At 43.6% G+C, this 17,078-nt stretch carries 16 protein-coding genes; 5 read left to right on the forward strand and 11 right to left on the reverse strand.

The window, feature by feature from the left end; translation table 11 throughout:
* The first annotated feature begins 532 nt into the window (after positions 1-532).
* Positions 533-829 (forward strand): integration host factor subunit alpha, encoded by a 297-nt coding sequence (ihfA, locus tag K08M4_RS06470; protein WP_004734853.1) that lies wholly within the window; start codon positions 533-535, stop codon positions 827-829.
* A 285-nt stretch (positions 830-1,114) separates the two neighbouring features.
* Here ihfA and K08M4_RS06475 read toward each other — a convergent pair whose 3' ends face one another.
* Positions 1,115-1,891 (reverse strand): RelA/SpoT domain-containing protein, encoded by a 777-nt coding sequence (locus K08M4_RS06475; RefSeq protein WP_017059130.1) that lies wholly within the window; start codon positions 1,889-1,891, stop codon positions 1,115-1,117.
* A gap of 323 nt (positions 1,892-2,214) precedes the next feature.
* Between K08M4_RS06475 and K08M4_RS06480 the strand changes: the two genes are divergently transcribed.
* Positions 2,215-2,868 (forward strand): thiopurine S-methyltransferase, encoded by a 654-nt coding sequence (locus tag K08M4_RS06480; protein ID WP_086049262.1) that lies wholly within the window; start codon positions 2,215-2,217, stop codon positions 2,866-2,868.
* 130 nt (positions 2,869-2,998) lie between these two features.
* On the opposite strand, the gene purT is transcribed toward K08M4_RS06480, so the two are convergent.
* The 7 genes from purT to K08M4_RS06515 form a co-directional block, all read right to left on the reverse strand.
* Positions 2,999-4,174 (reverse strand): formate-dependent phosphoribosylglycinamide formyltransferase, encoded by a 1,176-nt coding sequence (purT, locus tag K08M4_RS06485; protein WP_086049263.1) that lies wholly within the window; start codon positions 4,172-4,174, stop codon positions 2,999-3,001.
* A gap of 166 nt (positions 4,175-4,340) precedes the next feature.
* The gene (gene cdd / locus K08M4_RS06490; protein ID WP_086049264.1) at positions 4,341-5,228 is read right to left on the reverse strand and encodes a cytidine deaminase; all 888 of its coding nucleotides are present in this window, start codon (positions 5,226-5,228) and stop codon (positions 4,341-4,343) included.
* A gap of 285 nt (positions 5,229-5,513) precedes the next feature.
* Positions 5,514-6,191: an LrgB family protein gene (locus K08M4_RS06495; protein WP_086049265.1), complete on the reverse strand. Its 678-nt coding sequence runs from the start codon at positions 6,189-6,191 to the stop codon at positions 5,514-5,516.
* A 2-nt stretch (positions 6,192-6,193) separates the two neighbouring features.
* On the reverse strand, positions 6,194-6,565 hold the full coding sequence (locus K08M4_RS06500) for a CidA/LrgA family protein (RefSeq protein ID WP_086049266.1): 372 nt from the start codon (positions 6,563-6,565) through the stop codon (positions 6,194-6,196).
* A gap of 25 nt (positions 6,566-6,590) precedes the next feature.
* A complete protein-coding gene (sbcB, locus tag K08M4_RS06505) occupies positions 6,591-8,015 on the reverse strand; it encodes an exodeoxyribonuclease I (RefSeq protein ID WP_086049267.1) in 1,425 nt (474 codons plus the stop codon).
* Between the two features lie 206 nt (positions 8,016-8,221).
* Positions 8,222-9,070, reverse strand: a complete 849-nt coding sequence (locus K08M4_RS06510) for a sterol desaturase family protein (RefSeq protein ID WP_086049268.1) — start codon at positions 9,068-9,070, stop codon at positions 8,222-8,224.
* Positions 9,071-9,157: 87 nt separating this feature from the next.
* Positions 9,158-10,171: a DUF2804 domain-containing protein gene (locus K08M4_RS06515; RefSeq protein WP_086049269.1), complete on the reverse strand. Its 1,014-nt coding sequence runs from the start codon at positions 10,169-10,171 to the stop codon at positions 9,158-9,160.
* Positions 10,172-10,396: 225 nt separating this feature from the next.
* Here K08M4_RS06515 and K08M4_RS06520 point away from each other — a divergent pair, with 225 nt between their 5' ends.
* Together K08M4_RS06520 and K08M4_RS06525 are read left to right on the forward strand one after the other, a co-directional pair.
* Positions 10,397-11,440, forward strand: a complete 1,044-nt coding sequence (locus K08M4_RS06520; protein WP_086049270.1) for an AraC family transcriptional regulator — start codon at positions 10,397-10,399, stop codon at positions 11,438-11,440.
* A gap of 191 nt (positions 11,441-11,631) precedes the next feature.
* A complete protein-coding gene (locus K08M4_RS06525) occupies positions 11,632-12,153 on the forward strand; it encodes a DUF2058 domain-containing protein (protein ID WP_012604134.1) in 522 nt (173 codons plus the stop codon).
* A 165-nt stretch (positions 12,154-12,318) separates the two neighbouring features.
* On the opposite strand, the gene K08M4_RS06530 is transcribed toward K08M4_RS06525, so the two are convergent.
* The 3 genes from K08M4_RS06530 to K08M4_RS06540 all read right to left on the reverse strand — a co-directional run bounded on the left by K08M4_RS06530 (position 12,319) and on the right by K08M4_RS06540 (position 15,743).
* Positions 12,319-13,080 (reverse strand): YdcF family protein, encoded by a 762-nt coding sequence (locus K08M4_RS06530; RefSeq protein ID WP_086049271.1) that lies wholly within the window; start codon positions 13,078-13,080, stop codon positions 12,319-12,321.
* Between the two features lie 408 nt (positions 13,081-13,488).
* A complete protein-coding gene (locus K08M4_RS06535) occupies positions 13,489-14,862 on the reverse strand; it encodes an L-cystine transporter (RefSeq protein WP_086049272.1) in 1,374 nt (457 codons plus the stop codon).
* Positions 14,863-15,047: 185 nt separating this feature from the next.
* On the reverse strand, positions 15,048-15,743 hold the full coding sequence (locus K08M4_RS06540) for an NAD-dependent epimerase/dehydratase family protein (protein WP_086049273.1): 696 nt from the start codon (positions 15,741-15,743) through the stop codon (positions 15,048-15,050).
* A 651-nt stretch (positions 15,744-16,394) separates the two neighbouring features.
* On the opposite strand from K08M4_RS06540, the gene K08M4_RS06545 reads away from it, so the two are divergent.
* Positions 16,395-17,006, forward strand: coding sequence for a flavin reductase family protein (locus tag K08M4_RS06545; protein ID WP_086049274.1), 612 nt, complete (start codon positions 16,395-16,397; stop codon positions 17,004-17,006).
* Positions 17,007-17,078 lie beyond the last annotated feature (72 nt).

Below are 17,078 nucleotides of genomic sequence, written 5' to 3' on the forward strand. Positions count from 1 at the left end.
CTCATTAAAAGTGTTAAGGGGAGCGGAGGAACGATGTTTGGTTAGATGGGGTGGCAAGTGTCATTGAAGGCACGGTATATAGAGAAGCATTCTAATTGTTTGTATTAGCCAAATTCGAATTAAATTCTGAAATGATACAAATGTCATATTTAATAATGCTTACTTAGTAACCTCTGTTGAGTTGGATATCAAATCAAGTGGCTGATTTTATTGGGTATAGGATAAATGTCGCAAAAATTATCTTTTAGAACACTAAAGTTTTAAATTCTGCCTTTAGCTAGTTGGTTGAAATATAATATCACATCGTACCTGTTGGTTAGGTGTTTTTTAGCTATATATGTGACTTTACAAGAGAGTTATCTTTCTGATTTGAAAGAATAATTAAATAGATGAGATAAAAAAGTTGGCGAAAATCAGAAGCTTGGCATACACTTTCCTTGTAAATGACCTTATCTCATTGATTGAATAGGGTAAATGCTTTGGCGCTACTGAAGATGGTAGCAATGTATAACATAGCTTTGAGGAAAGTTTTATGGCACTCACTAAAGCCGATTTGGCTGAGAACCTGTTTGAAACACTCGGATACAGCAAGCGGGATGCCAAGGAAACGGTTGAAGTGTTTTTCGAAGAAGTTCGTAAAGCACTCGAAAATGGCGAACAGGTAAAACTGTCTGGTTTTGGTAACTTTGATCTTCGCGAGAAAAACGAGCGACCTGGTCGTAACCCGAAAACTGGTGAAGACATTCCAATTTCTGCTCGACGTGTTGTTACTTTTAGACCGGGACAAAAATTAAAGGCCCGAGTCGAAAATATTAAAATCGAGAAGTAGCCAAGCAATAGACCACGCCAAGCGTGGTCTTTTTGTATCTGCGTGTTATGCATCATTTGCTGACTTTCTTGTCACTAGTTTCTCTTAGTGGTATCACCTGACTCTCTTTTCTTAGCTGTCCTCTTTCTCTTTAATCATCATTAGTGACATCCCTATATTTATCTTTCTGATAGTAATTAAGCAATTAAGCAATTAAGTAATGAAAGCAATGCGAGAACGCTAGTAAAAAGAAAGGGCTGCGATTATGCAGCCCTTTGTTGTTTATGATAATTGCTTAGTCAGTGATTAAGCCGCTTTAATGTGCGTTGTAATGTACGGTTGCCATGCTTGTTGGTAAAGCTCTAAAGATTGGCGTCTTAGACTATTTATTTGTGCCGCTTCGATATCGTTGATTGGACGATGTTCTGCAATGGCATGACGCTCAATGCCTTGGATAATTTCATACAGTTCGTGCTCAGGGCCACTTTTTACATCAGCAATCGCTTTTAAGTGAAGTTGAACTTCGGCAATGATGTTGGTCTTTGGTAAACGAACCAACAAGTTAAGGTCACGGTAGCCAGAGTCGGCTGGTGATTTAAACTTGTTTTTCAGCTTAACAACGTCCGCTTCACGGCTTAGTGCTTCGTAAACTTCAACCAAGCTCTCTACATCGTTCGCGATGATAGTTGCACGGGCTAAGTCGGTAATTTTTGTTACGTCACCATCAAGCTCAAGAGCGATTTTTTCTTCTGCTCGAGCTTGTGATTTAACGCCAGCAAATAGCGCTTCAGAATTGGTGAGCAGGGCAGTACTTTTACAGATGGTTTCTAGTTCAGCTTGGCCTTGGTGCGCCTTGCTGTACAGAATATCGAAGTCGGTGTAAGGCTGAGTCGGGCGTGAGTCGAAGGCTTTGATGCCGTAGAGGCCGCTCAAACTATGACGGAATACGTTTGATGAAACTTGGTTTTGCGCAGGAGTGCGCGTTTGATCAGTCGAACTTGTTGAAACAGGTGCTGCTGCGAATGCAGGCGCTCGGCTCAATACCAATAGCATTAGGGCCGTCGTGCGGAGAAATACACTCATTCAAACTCCAAAATACAAGGTTACAAAAACGGGTAGTCAAAAGGGGTAACCAGTAACGCATAAGAGTAAAAACAGCTTAACTAAACTCACTACATATTAAATGGGGCTAGTTAAGACAGAAACCAACTCTAACGTTTAATATTGCTTTAAAATGTGAAGATATAGACAAATAATCCAACCGTTAGTTCCGCAATTATCAGAACTTTGAACTTAGCCAGTTTCTGATTTTATCGAAACCAATGTGGTACTTTAAACCAAGCTAAGGTTGCTCTTACCTCTCTATACTGTACCCTTGCATTATGACTGTTTAACATGAACGAAAGATGAATAATCCTGAATTTTGGCACAATAAATGGGCAGCCAACCAAATTGGTTTCCACCTTGAAGATGTAAATCCACTTCTGATTAAATTTTGGGAAAAGACGGAGCCTAGTTACGAGAAGAGTGTGTTTGTGCCTCTTTGTGGCAAAAGTGAAGACCTGATTTGGCTAGCGACCAAGCATGAAGAGGTTCAAGGTGTCGAATTAAGCCAGATCGCGGTTCGCGCATTTTTTGCAGAGCACCTTTACACCCCGACTGTGACTCAAATCAGTGGTCAGCACGAGTTGTACCAATTCGATGAGCTTAACGTTTACACGGGTGATTATTTCACCGCGCCCATTCAGCCAGTCGACATCATTTATGATCGCGCGTCTTTAGTGGCATTGCCTAAAGAGATGCGAGTGCAGTATGTAGAGCGTTTAAAGCAACTGTTAAAGCCTGGTGGTAAGATCCTTCTGGTGACTCTAGATTATGACCAAAGCGAGATGGCCGGGCCTCCGTTTAGCGTACCTAAGTTAGAAATCGAACAGTTGTTCGCGGGATACAAAATCACATTGTTGAATCAAGATATCGCAGACGATGAACATCCGAAGATTGCTAAGAAAGGTTTGTCTCGATTCAGTGAAGAAGTGTATTTGATTGAGTCTGACGCTTAAGTTCAGTGAGCTTTCAAGCGAAAAGACCGCTCAAATAAAAAAGAAGACACCAACAAAAAGACGGGCTCGATAGCCCGTCTTTTTTATTGTTCAAATCTGAAGTTGTGATTGTTCAGAATGAAATCGCTGGTTAGTAAATTACTTTTACTTTAGAAGCACTCTCAATTGCATCTTCAATCGCTGTCTCGGTGCTGTTACGACGAGTAAGCGTCACACCTAAACGACGGCGACCATCGATATCAGGTTTACCAAACAGGCGAACTTGCGTTTGTGGTGCGTCTAGAGCCTCTGTAAGGCCTTCAAAACGAATGTTGGTTGAAGTGCCTTGACCAAGGATAACCGCAGATGCACATGGGCCGTATTGCGTGATTGATTTGATTGGCATACCCGTAAACGCGCGTACGTGTAGTGCAAATTCCGATGAATCTTGAGACATCAATGTTACTAAGCCAGTATCGTGTGGGCGAGGGGACACTTCGTTGAAGATAACGTGATCGCCTTTAACAAACAGCTCTACGCCGAAAATACCGTGACCACCTAGTGCGTTAACCACTTGTTCAGCCGTGTATTGAGCAGCTTTAAGTGCGTTGTCTGACATCACTTGTGGCTGCCATGATTCACGGTAATCACCATCTTCTTGACGGTGGCCGATTGGTGCACAGAAATGAACGCCGTCGACTGCGCGAACGGTTAGAAGCGTGATTTCGTAATCAAAATCGATGAAGCCTTCAACGATCACACGACCGGCACCAGTACGACCACCTTCTTGTGCGTAGTCCCAAGACTTCTGAATGTCTTCTTGTGTTTTGATAACACTTTGGCCTTTACCTGAAGAACTCATTACTGGCTTAACAACGCAAGGCATACCCACGAATTCAATAGCGGCAGCAAAGTCTTCAAAGGTGTCTGCAAAGCGATAAGGAGAAGTGCTCAATTTTAGCTCTTCAGCAGCTAGGCGACGGATACCTTCGCGGTTCATCGTTAGCTTGGTCGCATTTGCAGTGGGAACGACATTTAAGCCTTGTGCTTCTAGCTCTACCAACTTGCTGGTGGCAATAGCTTCAATTTCAGGAACCACATAATCTGGCTTTTCTAGTTCAATGATCGCTTGAAGTGCATCACCGTCTAACATGTCTAAAACATGGCTACGATGCGCAACTTGCATCGCTGGTGCGTCTGCGTAACGGTCACATGCAATAACTTCCAAGCCTAAACGTTGGCACTCGATAGCAACTTCTTTACCGAGTTCACCTGAACCTAATAGAAGCACACGAGTAGCATTTTCACGAGTAGCAGTACCAAACATAGAAATTCCTTCCGATCTTTTGAACGATTGATTGAAAACGGGGTGATCATACTTATTTCAATGATAAAAGCAAACGTTTGCGCGGTTGTTGCGTTAATTACAGGCATAAAAAAAGCAGCTCTGTAAAATGGAGCTGCTTCTTTAAAATTTTGTTAATTAGATGTGCTTAGATTGCTAAGTAAGTCACTGGTATGTCGGGATTAATCGCTTCCAACGTAGACTGCGTATCCGCCAAGTGACTGATGCTACCTTCAGCGATTTCAACCAAGGCAGCACTTTCAATTTGTTCAAAATCGAAGCCCGCCAGTTTAAGTTGAATCAACGCCACTTGTAGAGGTGGTAGGCTAGGGTTGAACGCTGCGTTTTCTGCGTAAGCACCCGTGAAAATCTCACCTGACGTCAGTTGTAGTGAAACACCACTTAGGTTTCTGGTGTAAGGAGCGTGGCTGCGGTTTAGTGCTGCTAGTGCTTCTACAACAATAGGCGTTGTTTCTTCAGTCGTGTGCTGATGATCAAGCTTAGTCATTAGGCCAGTCGTCACACCTAAATCAGCAGGGCCGAACGAGTCTGGCAGGTATTCTTGCAGAGACATTTCATCACGTTGTGGAAGCTGAACTTTAAGCTCTTTCGCAGTGGTCAGTTCGTTCATGAACTGACGACAGTGACCACAGGGGCTGAAATTGATCGTGATATCGGAGATACCTTGTTCGCCTTTCATCCAAGCATGGCTGATTGCAGATTGCTCAGCGTGAACGGTTTGACCAAGTTGAGCACCAGCGATTTCAAGGTTTGCACCAAAATACAGAGTACCAGACAAACCACGTACGATTGCACCAACATAAAAGTCAGATAACGGCGCGTAAGAATACGCAGCGGCAAAAGGAAGTAGCGCAATACGTAGCTCGTCATCCGCTAAACCACTTGCTTGCAGTAGGCTAGCAAATTGTTCTGGAGACAATGTCGCGTCAAAGTTGTCTGCTAATACGATGTCACTCAAAAGTGCTTTGATTGCTGTTGGAGCACTTTCCAGCGCCAGGGTAATACGACTGTTCATGTTGAATCCTTAATTGACCTTAGGCTTTAAGTTTATGCAATACTCAGGAATTTTCTGTGACAAGTATCACTATTAGATTGTTGTTGTTACATTGGCTTGCATAGTTAGAGTGAGGTCACACTTGAAATCGATTGCAATAGCTATTTTTGCAGTTGATATCGCACTTATTGCCCGTAATAGAGCGTAACTAGTCTGCTATTACTAACTAAATGTGAGAAAAAAGCCCAAGCAGGCACTGAAATCAACAGTATTCTGGTTGGGCTGAATCGTGTGGTGAGGTTTTAGTTAAGAATAGAACCAAACCACGAGCGAAAATATGCTCGGTGCAATGATTGAGGTAATGACGCCACAAAGTACAAGCGCTAGAGAGCTGAATGCAGCATCTTCCTGATTCTTTTCAGCACATGTCGCAGTACCTAAAGCGTGAGACACAGTACCCATGGTTAAACCACGTGCGATAGGGCTTTTAATGCCAATGAGATTGTAGATTGGGTAAGCAAAGATTGCCCCAAATAGACCAACAATCAATACCAGTATTGCCGCAATCGCTGCTTCACCACCTAAATGGCTCGATACTTCCATAGCAATTGGCGTGGTGACTGACTTACCTAATAAACTCGCAATCAAACTTAAGTCCGCTTTAAAAGCCACGGCGATTAATGCTGTCGTTGTCATCGACATCACACTGCCTAGCGTGCAAGCGAAGGTAATGATTCGCCAGTTTGCTCTGATTTGAGGTAGTTGTTCGTAAAGCGGGTAAGCAAGGGCAACAACCGCAGGCTGCAGCATGTAGGTAATCCATGTGTTGTCTGCATAGTAAGTCTCAAACGGTACTTTGAAGAACGTGAGTATCGGAATGATGATACCAATACTGATTAGTAGGGGATTACACAGCGGTGAGTTTGCTTTTTTACTGACCCAACGAGCAAACAGGAATACCACGATGGTGAGTAGAATCCACATGATCAGTTACCTCTCGATAGCAAGCGGTCTAAGAACCATGATAAGGACACCAACACCAGTAACGTGCCGCCAACGGCGCTTGCCATAATTGGCAATGCGTTCGCGATGAGCATGTCGAAGTGATCCATCAACCCAACACTGATCGGAACAAACAGTAAGATCATTAGGCGGATAATCAAGCTTGCACCGGGTTGTACCCAGTGCGAAGGGACAATACCAATCACCATGGCGGCAAACAGAATCAACATGCCAAAAATACTGCCTGGGATTGAGGTATCCAAAAAGTGCTGTAACGCGTTACCTGCTGTCAGTGCTCCTATGATTAAGGTGAAGGAGATTAAGCAGTAAATCAGTTGGATCAATCTTTCTTTCAAAGTGTTACGTCTCTTGATAATGGAATTAGCTAGCTAACTTTTCTACGTATTGATAAACCGCCTTCAAGATAGCCATTTTCTTCTCGTCGCTTTCATGTTCGTGCGCGAGGTTTTCAAGATTGAGCATGTACTCTTCTAAACGGCTCTCATAAAACTCTCGACAATGGTTCGCCCATTTCAACTGTTCAGCTTCGTCGAGTGTCCATGGGAAGTTGCGCGCACGGTAACGGAACAGTAACGGTTTAATACGTTCGTCGCTGAAGGTGATATCTAAAGCGGCCAAGTTGTTCGGGTCAGTTTCGCGAATGATGTTCATCGCTGCTTTATCAGCAGGTGAAAAGAAACCGTCGTAAAGGTGTGTATCAACATCATCACTCTTCTCGTACTCTCGTTCTTGTGAGTACAGGCCGATCAGTTTTTCGCGGATCTCTGGGTGTTCGCGCAGCAGTGCCAAGTTCTTCAAGCATTGTTGGCGATCGATACCGATGGTTTCGGCGTTTTCAGCCGTCAGCGTTTTGGCTGGAGCAAGGATAGGGCACTTGTTCAGTTGGACCAATTTGATTGGCACGGGGAGCTCGTCTTCACCCAGTTCACTGCGTTTGGTGTAAAGCCTTTCTCTGAGTTCATCAGCGTCCAGTTCTAACAGTGGGCTTGGATCTTTGGCTAAATCAATCACGATAACCGCATTTTGATTGGTTGGGTGCCAAGCCATAGGCACTACCCAGCTTGTATAGTTGCAGTCACGGCCAAACATGCCCGAAACGTGCATTAATGGCGTCATGTTTACAATATCAACCAGGTCATTCAGCTTGCGCTTATGACGCATATTGTAAAGGTAATCGAACATCTTAGGTTGTGCTGCTTTCAGCTTCTTCGCTAACTCGATGGTCGCAATAACATCGGCCATCGCATCGTGCGCGTTCTCATGTTCGATGCCGTTTGCCACAGATAGGTGTTCCAGTTTGAAGCTTGGATAACCTTCTTCGTTCTCTGGCCAAACAATGCCTTCAGGGCGCAGTGCGTGAACAGCGCGCATTACATCGAGTAGATCCCAACGAGAGTTACCGTTCTGCCAGCTCCACGCATATGGGTCGATGAAATTTCGGTAGCAGGTGTAACGCGTTACTTCGTCATCGAATCGAATACTGTTGTAGCCAAGGCTTGTGGTGTTTGGTTTAGCTAACTCAGCATGGATCTTAGCGATAAATTCTGGCTCAGGAAGACCTTGAGAAGCTGCTTTTTGTGGTGTGATACGGGTGATCAGTGCCGCTTCAGGCGCAGGGAGGTAATCAGCAGGAGGTTGGCAGTAGATAACCAAAGGCTCTCCGATAACATTGAAATCTTGGTCGGTACGAACACCTGCGAATTGACTCGGACGATCTTTCGCTGGGCTCACGCCCCATGTTTCGTAATCGAAAAAGAAGTAGGTTGGCTGATTATCTGAACTCATTGAATTTCCTGAACAGTAAGCGGACGACGTTTACTGTGGCTGAAGGTTAGTTTTGTTCAGTATCTGATAGTATGCGGTGCACGTGCAACCCAGATCACAAATAAATTGTCGGAAAACGGTGCTTTACTATTCAATCGAGTCGTTGGGGATGCCTTTGAATCCAGTTGAGGCGGTTTGTTAGTTAATACAATCTGTCTAGCGTCCGTTTAATCTGATGGAGGTGAGAGTATCAACTGGACTTTCTGTTTGATGGTTAACTCTCGGTTCCTCAAATCTTTGAATATAACCTTCCATTCTTGAAAGGTAACCACTATCGGGTTAAAACTGTTTACTGGCTTAGTGACACCGTAACGTACAGTTTCAACTTCAGGTTCGAACGTACTAAACAACTTATCCCAAATGATCAAAACGCCGGCGTAGTTCTTATCGATGTATTTCGGGTTTTTGCCGTGATGTACTCGATGATGCGAAGGGGTGTTAAAGATGTATTCAAGTGGTCCCAAGCTTCGTATCCATTGTGTATGGACAAAGAACTGCAAACCTAGATTCAGAAGCACCACAAAGATGACCCATTTAGGGTCAAAACCTATGATGACCAACGGTACCCAGAATAGCCACATGCCTGCGAATGGGTACATTAAGCTTTGACGGAAAGCCGTACTGAAGTTCATCTGTTCTGAGCTGTGGTGCGCGACGTGTGCTGCCCACATCCAGCGAACACGATGGCTTGCTCTATGGAACCAGTAATAGCAAAAGTCTTGCAACACCATCAACACAATGAAACTCAGCACGCCCATTTCAATGTCTATTAAACGCCAACCAAACATCCAGAGATACAACTGAACGACCAATAACCCGGTGAGCAAATCGGAGAGTTGATGCATTCCCGCAAGCGTGAAGTTACACATCACTTCTGAAAGTCTATAGCTGGAGTTATCTGGCAGTCGACCTTGCTTCTGACCGATAAAATACTCAGCCAACATGCACACCACGAATAAGGGCGCTAATACCAACAGTAGCCATTCTGGGTGATTGATTAATGCGTCGATATTCATGTTTTATCCTTGTTGAGACGCCATACGCGTTCTTAGTATAAAGTTTGTTTAGACTTGAGCGTTGGAGATTCAGTTAGCAGAATTTCGCTACCAGCGGGCAAAGTGATCTTCTGTTAGGCCAAGAACACCATCGAGTCGATGTGTCACTCCATTATTGTCTTCAATCGAGCCAGAAAAGTGCCCAATGAACTGACGAAAATTACTCTTTAACAGCCATAAATTGAGCTTTTCGCTGCGGTTATTAAGGGGCGTAAAGGTGAGGTTAATGCGTCCATCTTGTGATGAGATCTGCCAAGGTAAACTCGTGTCTTGGCGACTAAACGTAAACTGTACCGGGTTAAGCAAGTGTCTGGTTCCATTGACCCATAATACGTTTTCGCAGCCTCCAGTTTCATTCACGCCCGCTGCTAAGTTCAGGCCAATATCTGTGCCATTGGATTGCGTGTTGATACTTGCCCAGCGCCAACTGGTTTCACGCCTCATGTAACCTGATGAAAAGTCATAACCTGCACGAGCTTGCGTGAGGTTCAATGATGTTCCCTTGATTTGGATGTCGCCGCTGATACGCAAAGCATTGTGCTTTTGGGTGTAAGTCCAACCTGAATACCCCGTTGGGCTGCACATCGCCATTGGCAAGCTGTCGGTTTCAGGCTCTAAAGCGATATCGGCCTTAATGAGTTTGGTATTCAAGCGAACTCGCCATTGTCCGGTTTCGATATCGAAAGTAATGCTTTGGCCTGCAATACTTGTCTTTCCTTCAAATGGTGAAGGCGTTACTTGTTTATCAAACCCCAGTGGTCGTAACCATGCACACTCTTCTAGTTTGTTACTCTCGATATCGTACAGATAGCAAAATGCCGAGCCTAAGTAGCGAATATCTGCGATAGCGGCACCAATAATGTGTGTGTCGGTGACGATGCTGACAAACTGGAATTGCTTGTAGTGGAAGTGCTTCTGCCAAGAGTTTGCTTTTGAATCCATCGAGTTTCGATAGTCAAAGTTCTCGATGTTCAGTTGTTTTGGGATGCCATCGAAATGTCCAATGGCCGGCTGACCATTAGAATCAATCAAACTGTACGGGGCAGGGTTCGTTTTTATCATTGCGACGATTCACATAAATTTAACAATTAAAGCCATTGTGCGATGACCAGCGTAGAATTGGGAGGTCATATTCGGACAAGAGCGCGTTGCCAATCACGATTTTATAACCATAGATTGTTTATGCTGCTTGGTGAATGTTGAGCGCTGAGTAGTGAATGCTTAGTAACGAATTTTGAGTTTTGAGTTTATAGCCGAGTGACAACTACGTTGGTAAAGGAGATACGATTGGATATTATCGCGGAGTATAAGCCGACCGGACATAGGCATCAGTTGGGTACATTAGATATCGTGCTGCTGTTGAAAACGCTAGAGCAGCGAGGTCTCGATATTGAAAGGCTACTCAATGATGTGGGTCTGTCCAACATGGATTGGCGAGATCCGCATGGAAAGCTGACTTACGCTGATAAGCTTACGTTATTTAGCGCGGCTAATCAGAGTTTTCCTCACGATGGTCTAGGGCTTTGGTTAGGAGAGCATGCTAGCTTGAGCCACTTTGGTGTGTTGGGTTATGCGCTATCGACCAGCCAGAATGTTGGAGAGGCCATCAAGTCGGGCTTCAAGTATTTGCGCCTGAATGGGCCTATATTCTCGGTTAAATTGTTTCTAGATTCCGAGCAAGCAGTGATTCAGATTGAGAACACTTTAGAAGTCGGCGATCTCCTTCCTTTCTGCAGTGAGTACTTCTTAAGTTCAATTGTCTCTTTGTTCAAAGAACTGACTGGTCATGAGTTGGATATATACACTTTGGTTTTGCCTTACGCTCGTCCCAATTACACCAAGCTTTATGACAACCGCTTCCAGTGCCCGGTGATTTTTGAGCAAAACTATTGTGAACTGCGTTTTGATGTCTCGGTTTTATCACAAACCTTATTTTCTCATGATGCCGCGACACTGAAGCGCTATCTCGCGTCTTGCCAGTCGATAGTGGAAACGCTGGACTCTGAGCATCTGCTGACTAACCAGATCAAAACGATTTTTTATCAAACCGCAGGCCGTTTCCCAAATATTGAACAGTTAGCCGAAGAGTTCGGTTGCAGTTCTCGTACCCTAAGACGAGAACTGGCAACCCATGATTCCAGTTATCAAGCATTACTGACTGAAGTTCGAGTGGAACTAGCCAAAGAACTGCTACTCGGCACAACCATGAGCATTGATGATATTGGTGACAGGCTCGGTTATAGCGACCCTGCAAACTTCAGAAGGGCGTTTAAAGGTTGGCTCAATAAAACGCCCGCGCAGTTTCGTGGCAGCTTGAGTACTTCTGGGTAATTGGCTCGATGTACGTATAACGGTATTTCGTGGAAAAGTGGAGGTTGTGAGCAACAAGAAGTGAATATGGACGCAGCTTAGAGCTTTCAGTACAAATTTTGCGATTGTTCTGTAATTTGTTCTTGTTCAGTAAACAGAAACCTTAAAAACAGGTATGATGGTGCCGTTTTTAATCCTGAACTGGGAAAGTCATGGCAAAGTTAACACTCCAAGAGCAGATGCTTAAAGCTGGCTTGGTAAATGAGAAAAAATTAAAGAAGGCGAAGAAAGGCTCTAAAAAGTCTCGCGTTCAGTCTCGTGAAGCAAAAGCGGCAGCAGAAGAAACTAAACTGGCGCAGCAAGCGAAAGACAAAGAGCTAAACCAACAGTTGAAAGAACAGCAGTTGAGCAAAGAAATTAAAGCTCAAGTGAAGCAACTGATTGAGATGAACAAGATCGAGCAGAAAAACGGTGAAATCAAATACAACTTCACCGACGGTACGCTAGTTAAATACCTTTACGTAGAAGAGCTGACTCAAAAGCAACTAAGTAAAGGTATTCTAAGTATTGCGCGTCAAGGCGAAAGCTATGTTGTTATTCCGACAGCAGTAGCGAACAAGATTGCTATGCGCGACGAAGAATCTATCGTTGATACGCAAGCTTCAAGCTCTGATGAAGTGGACGAAGATGACCCGTACAAAGACTTCGTGATCCCAGATGACCTAATGTGGTAATTGCCCGTTAGTACTGAGTAGAAGCACGAATTAAAAATGCAGCTGACAATCCTTCGATTGTGGCTGCATTTTTTGTTTATGAGCTGTGAATCTTCTAGATACTAAATAACTAAATAACTAAATAACTAAATAACTAAATAACTAGTTAGATCATGGTTGAAGCGATCAGGCGTCACCGGGCTTCTCACGTTTGCTGTTCCAACCCATAAAGTTGTAAAGGTTGTAACGAGCAAAGCCCAATTGTTCATGCAGTGCAAAGTCTGTAACTGTGAAGTTGTACCATAATGGTAACCATGAAATCTGGGCAGCCATGTAGTCGGCTCGCACTGGAACGACGTTTAATCCAAAATGATTAAAGTAGAGTTCACTACGACGAATATGCAGCCCAGATGAAACAAGAACAATGTTGTCGAACTGGTGATGCTTCGTTAGATCACTGGTGAGCTGCGCATTTTTCCAAGTGTTGACACTATTCGGTTCTTGGATGATGTCGGCGAGTGGAACGCCGAGTCTCAGCAACTGCTGTTGATAAACTTCCGCTTCGGTAACACCATTATTTTGTGCATCTCCACCACTAACGATCACTTTGCATATGGTTTGAGCCTTCGAACAGTTTTTATATTGGCTTGCCGTTTCATTGATGCGACCAAACGAGAAAAAGGTCGGCTCAAATTCTTGTGTACTTACGATGAGTTGAGTACCAGCACCAAGTAAGACAATGGCATTGTGAGAGATCCACTGAATGTCAGGTTTACGCTCATAATTGGCTTGCAAGTCGTTTAGTAGATAGCGAGGAATTAAACCAGAACCAATCAACATAAATAAAGAGATAAGAAGAAGTTTGATAAAGCTAGAGGTTTTTCGCCACTGAAGTAAACGTGTAACGCCAACGAATACCAGAAGAAGTAATAATATAATAAAGCTCATGAAGGTCCTGTTATCGAACGGATGTCGGAATGATGGGCATGCTTGAAGCGTCGCATCATATATCAGTTCTACTGATATTTAACAGTCAACCTATTGCGGCATTGAACAAATATGGTGTTTTGCGTTATAGAATGTGGATGCTTGTAAAGTAATAAACAAAAACGCTTTATTATTGTTCGTTTATTGATGTCTAAATATAGGCTTGAAAATAATAAGGACATTTACATCTTGTTCATCTTTTATTCTATGAGTACGAGGTTCTTCTATTAATTTTAATCGAATATTGAAAACCTTGTTCTATGCTATTAAACAAAACAAAACAAAACAAATAAACAAGCAATAAAAAACCGATGCATGTGCATCGGTTTTTTGTTTAACGAGACTCAAGTTATGAATCAATCGAACCTATTAAGCGTTCGCTTGTTCCAAATCTTGCTGCTTGTCCTTTTTACTCAATAGGCGGCTTGTGATTGTACCGGCTGTCATTGCGCCAGATACGTTAAGCGCTGTACGTGCCATATCGATAAGTGGCTCGATAGAGATAAGCAGTGCTGCGATAGTCACAGGAAGACCCATCGCGGGTAGTACGATAAGTGCCGCGAACGTTGCACCGCCACCAACGCCAGCAATACCGAAAGAGCTCACTGTGATAATCGCAATCAGAGACAGAATGAAGTTGATGTCCATTGGGTCGATGCCTACTGTTGGCGCAACCATGACTGCTAGCATTGCAGGGTAGATACCCGCACAGCCATTTTGACCAATTGTTGCACCGAAAGATGCTGACAGGTTTGCAATCGCTGGTGGGACGTTTAGCTTAGTGATTTGAGCTTCAACGTTCAGTGGAATCGTTGCTGCAGAACTACGAGACGTGAAAGCGAACGTTAGAACAGGCCAGATTTTTTGGAAGTACTCTTTCGGGTTTACACCAACAAAAGAAACCAACACACCGTGAACGACGAACATCAGGATAATAGCGACGTAAGAAGCAACGATGAACCCCAGTAGACTTAGGATGTCAGAAGCACTTGATGTTGCGACTACTTTCGCCATTAACGCAGCGATGCCGTATGGCGTGAGTGCCATGATCATCTTAACTAAGCGCATAACGATAGATTGAGCCGCTTCAACGAACGTACGGATTGGAGATTCTAATTCTTCTTTCTCTGCCATCACCTTACGAGCAGCAATACCCGTTAGCACGCCAAAGATAACTACCGCGATGATAGAGGTAGAGCGAGCCCCTGTTAGATCAGCAAACGGGTTGGTCGGAATGAAACTAACCAGCATTTGTGGAATGGTTAGGTCTGAAACACTTCCCATGCGGCTTTCTAGTGTCGCGATACGTGCTGTTTCACGAGCGCCTTCTGTTAAACCTTCAGCAGACAAGCCGAACGCTTGAGTTACAACAATACCAACAATCGCAGAAATTGCCGTTGTTGCTAGCAATACCGAAATGGTGATGCCAGAAATCTTACCTAGTGAACCGCCTTTCTCAAGCTTCACTACTGCCGCAATCATTGAAACTAACACTAATGGCATGATGACCATTTTTAGTAGGCCAACGTAACCACGACCAACAATGTTTACCCAGTCGAGCGTCTCTTTGATAACAGGATTGCCTTCACCAAATAGCAGTTGAAGACCAAGGCCAAAAGCACTACCGAAAACTAAACCGAGTAAAACGAGGCGTGAAAGCGTGTTTTCTTTTTTCTGCTGTCCGTAGAGAAAAAAGAGGATACCAGTGAATACCGCTAAGGCAGCGATAGCTGAAAATGACATTGTTTTTCCTTATGAATAAACTTGAATCGATAGGGCGATTAGATATATGGGCGCAAATACTGTTAGCTAAAATAGCGACCTGTATCAAAACGTAAAATAAGGAAAAGTAATTTATTAGAACGATTAGTAATATCCACCCAATGGGTTGGATGGATATTCAACATTGTGGTGAATAGATAGACGTTTTATCGATATTTCGCTAATAAATTAAGCATGTCAGTTGAGGTGTAAATTTCGATACTTTGGAAATTATTTTCGAACAATCGGAATAATATTGCTTTAGCTACATCTTCCGATTGGATAGGGCGTAGGTTTTTGAATTTTCCAAACATTAAGGGAGAGAGGAGAGGGAAAACACGTTGCAGGAGTTTTTCATCAGCTCTTGGTTCATCCCGTTCACCAACCAGCGGACCCGGACGAGCGATGAAAAGCTGCTTGAAGCCAATACGTTTTAGGTTTTGCTCCATTTGCCCCTTACAGCGCAGGTAGTGTGAATAGGAGTCTGGCGAAGCGCCATAGCTAGAAACGACTGCGACACGTTGAACGCCAAGAAATTTCATCGACTGTGCCACCTGGCTAACCAGTTCTACATCGATCTTTCGCAGCGCTTCTTTTGAACCTGCTTTTTTCTTGGTTGTTCCTAAGCAGATAATACCTAAGTTGGGTGTCGCTTTGGTGTCATCCCAGCTCGTTACTTGTAGATCGTTGTGGATGAGTGTATCGAGTTTGCCGGAGTGAAATTGTTCACCTAATGCTCTTCGTGACAAAGCATAGATGTGTTCGACAGCGGGCTCGTTAATGAGCAGTCTCAGGACATGATGGCCAATTAGCCCTGTCGCACCAGCTATAACAACCGATGTTTTATCTCCATAAATACTCATTCTATTCCTTACTCGCTCTACAAGTGCTTGTTTAATATAAACAGTGTTTGAATTTTAAGCGAACAAAAGTTTCATGAATGAGCGTTAGGAAGATGGGGTTTACACGGAAGGTATGTGCTTGGCTAGGTAAACCTCAATTAAGGTGTTAAAGATAACAAAGCCCGTTGGGCGACGGGCTTGTTATTTACTTTGCTACTTTGTTGTCATATTGCTTCGATATCTACTAGGTAAAGGAGAGTGGGATTTTCCTTACCTTTTTGCTGGTTTTCTTACTCGATTTATTTGGTTTTCTTTTACTTGAGTTTGGAATCATTCCACCTCCTAAATCATTGTTTGGTTTTGTCTTTCAATCGATTGTTTTCTTTTAAAGCAACTGCGATGTGGGTATTCACAGTATGGGCACTTATCAATGGAGAGATTAACAAGTACTTTAGATAAAGCATAAACGATGCCAAAATGTAAGTTATTGATAAACCTATTATCAATGTTGTGGGTGTTTCGGGTTCGTCAATTTGACTGTCAATTTGAGAAAATACCGGTGTGATCTGTTTAAATTAAGAACACTCTCTACCGTTTCTGTTGATTAAGCATAGATACAGCATTGCTTAACACGTAAACTGAGCCGTAATTCACATAGACCAAGGACGTGCTATGAACCTCAAGCTTGATACTCTTGCTCCCACTCAGATTTATCACCTGATGACACAAACCGTTGTGCCTCGCCCGATAGCATGGGCATTGACGGAATCTTCTGATCAAGAGTACAACCTAGCGCCTTTCTCTTATTTCACGCCTGTTTCCAGCAATCCGCCGCTACTGATGTTATCCGTTGGGAAAAAGCCGTCGGGCGAAATCAAAGATACCACCCGTAATGCCCTTGAAACGGGTAAGCTAGTGATTCACATAGCTTCTTCAAGTTCTGCCGAAACAATGACGGCGACAGCAGCCACTCTCGATCACGGTGATTCTGAAGTATCCGCGAATAATATTGAGCTGGTTGAATTTGAAGGCTTTTCTTTACCGAGAGTGAAAGAGTGTGCGGTCGCTTTTGGCTGCACCTTGTACGAAGTAAAAGAAGTGGGAGAGGTGCCTCAAAGCCTTATCTTTGCTCAAGTTGAAACCGTGTACATTTCCGAAAATGTGATTGATAAAGAGAGTGAACGTCTTAAGATTGATGCGTTGGCATTGGACCCTTTATCTCGACTTGGTGGCGGTGAATACGCGACGCTTTCCAATGTATTCTCTGTTGCACGCCCTATATAGTGTTATCGATTTAGCTTAAGCAGAATCGCAGCCCTAGAAATCCATTACCTTAAATTTAAGTGTTCCTAAACT

The sequence above is a fragment of the Vibrio syngnathi genome (assembly GCF_002119525.1).
Taxonomy (GTDB): Bacteria; Pseudomonadota; Gammaproteobacteria; order Enterobacterales; family Vibrionaceae; genus Vibrio; species Vibrio syngnathi.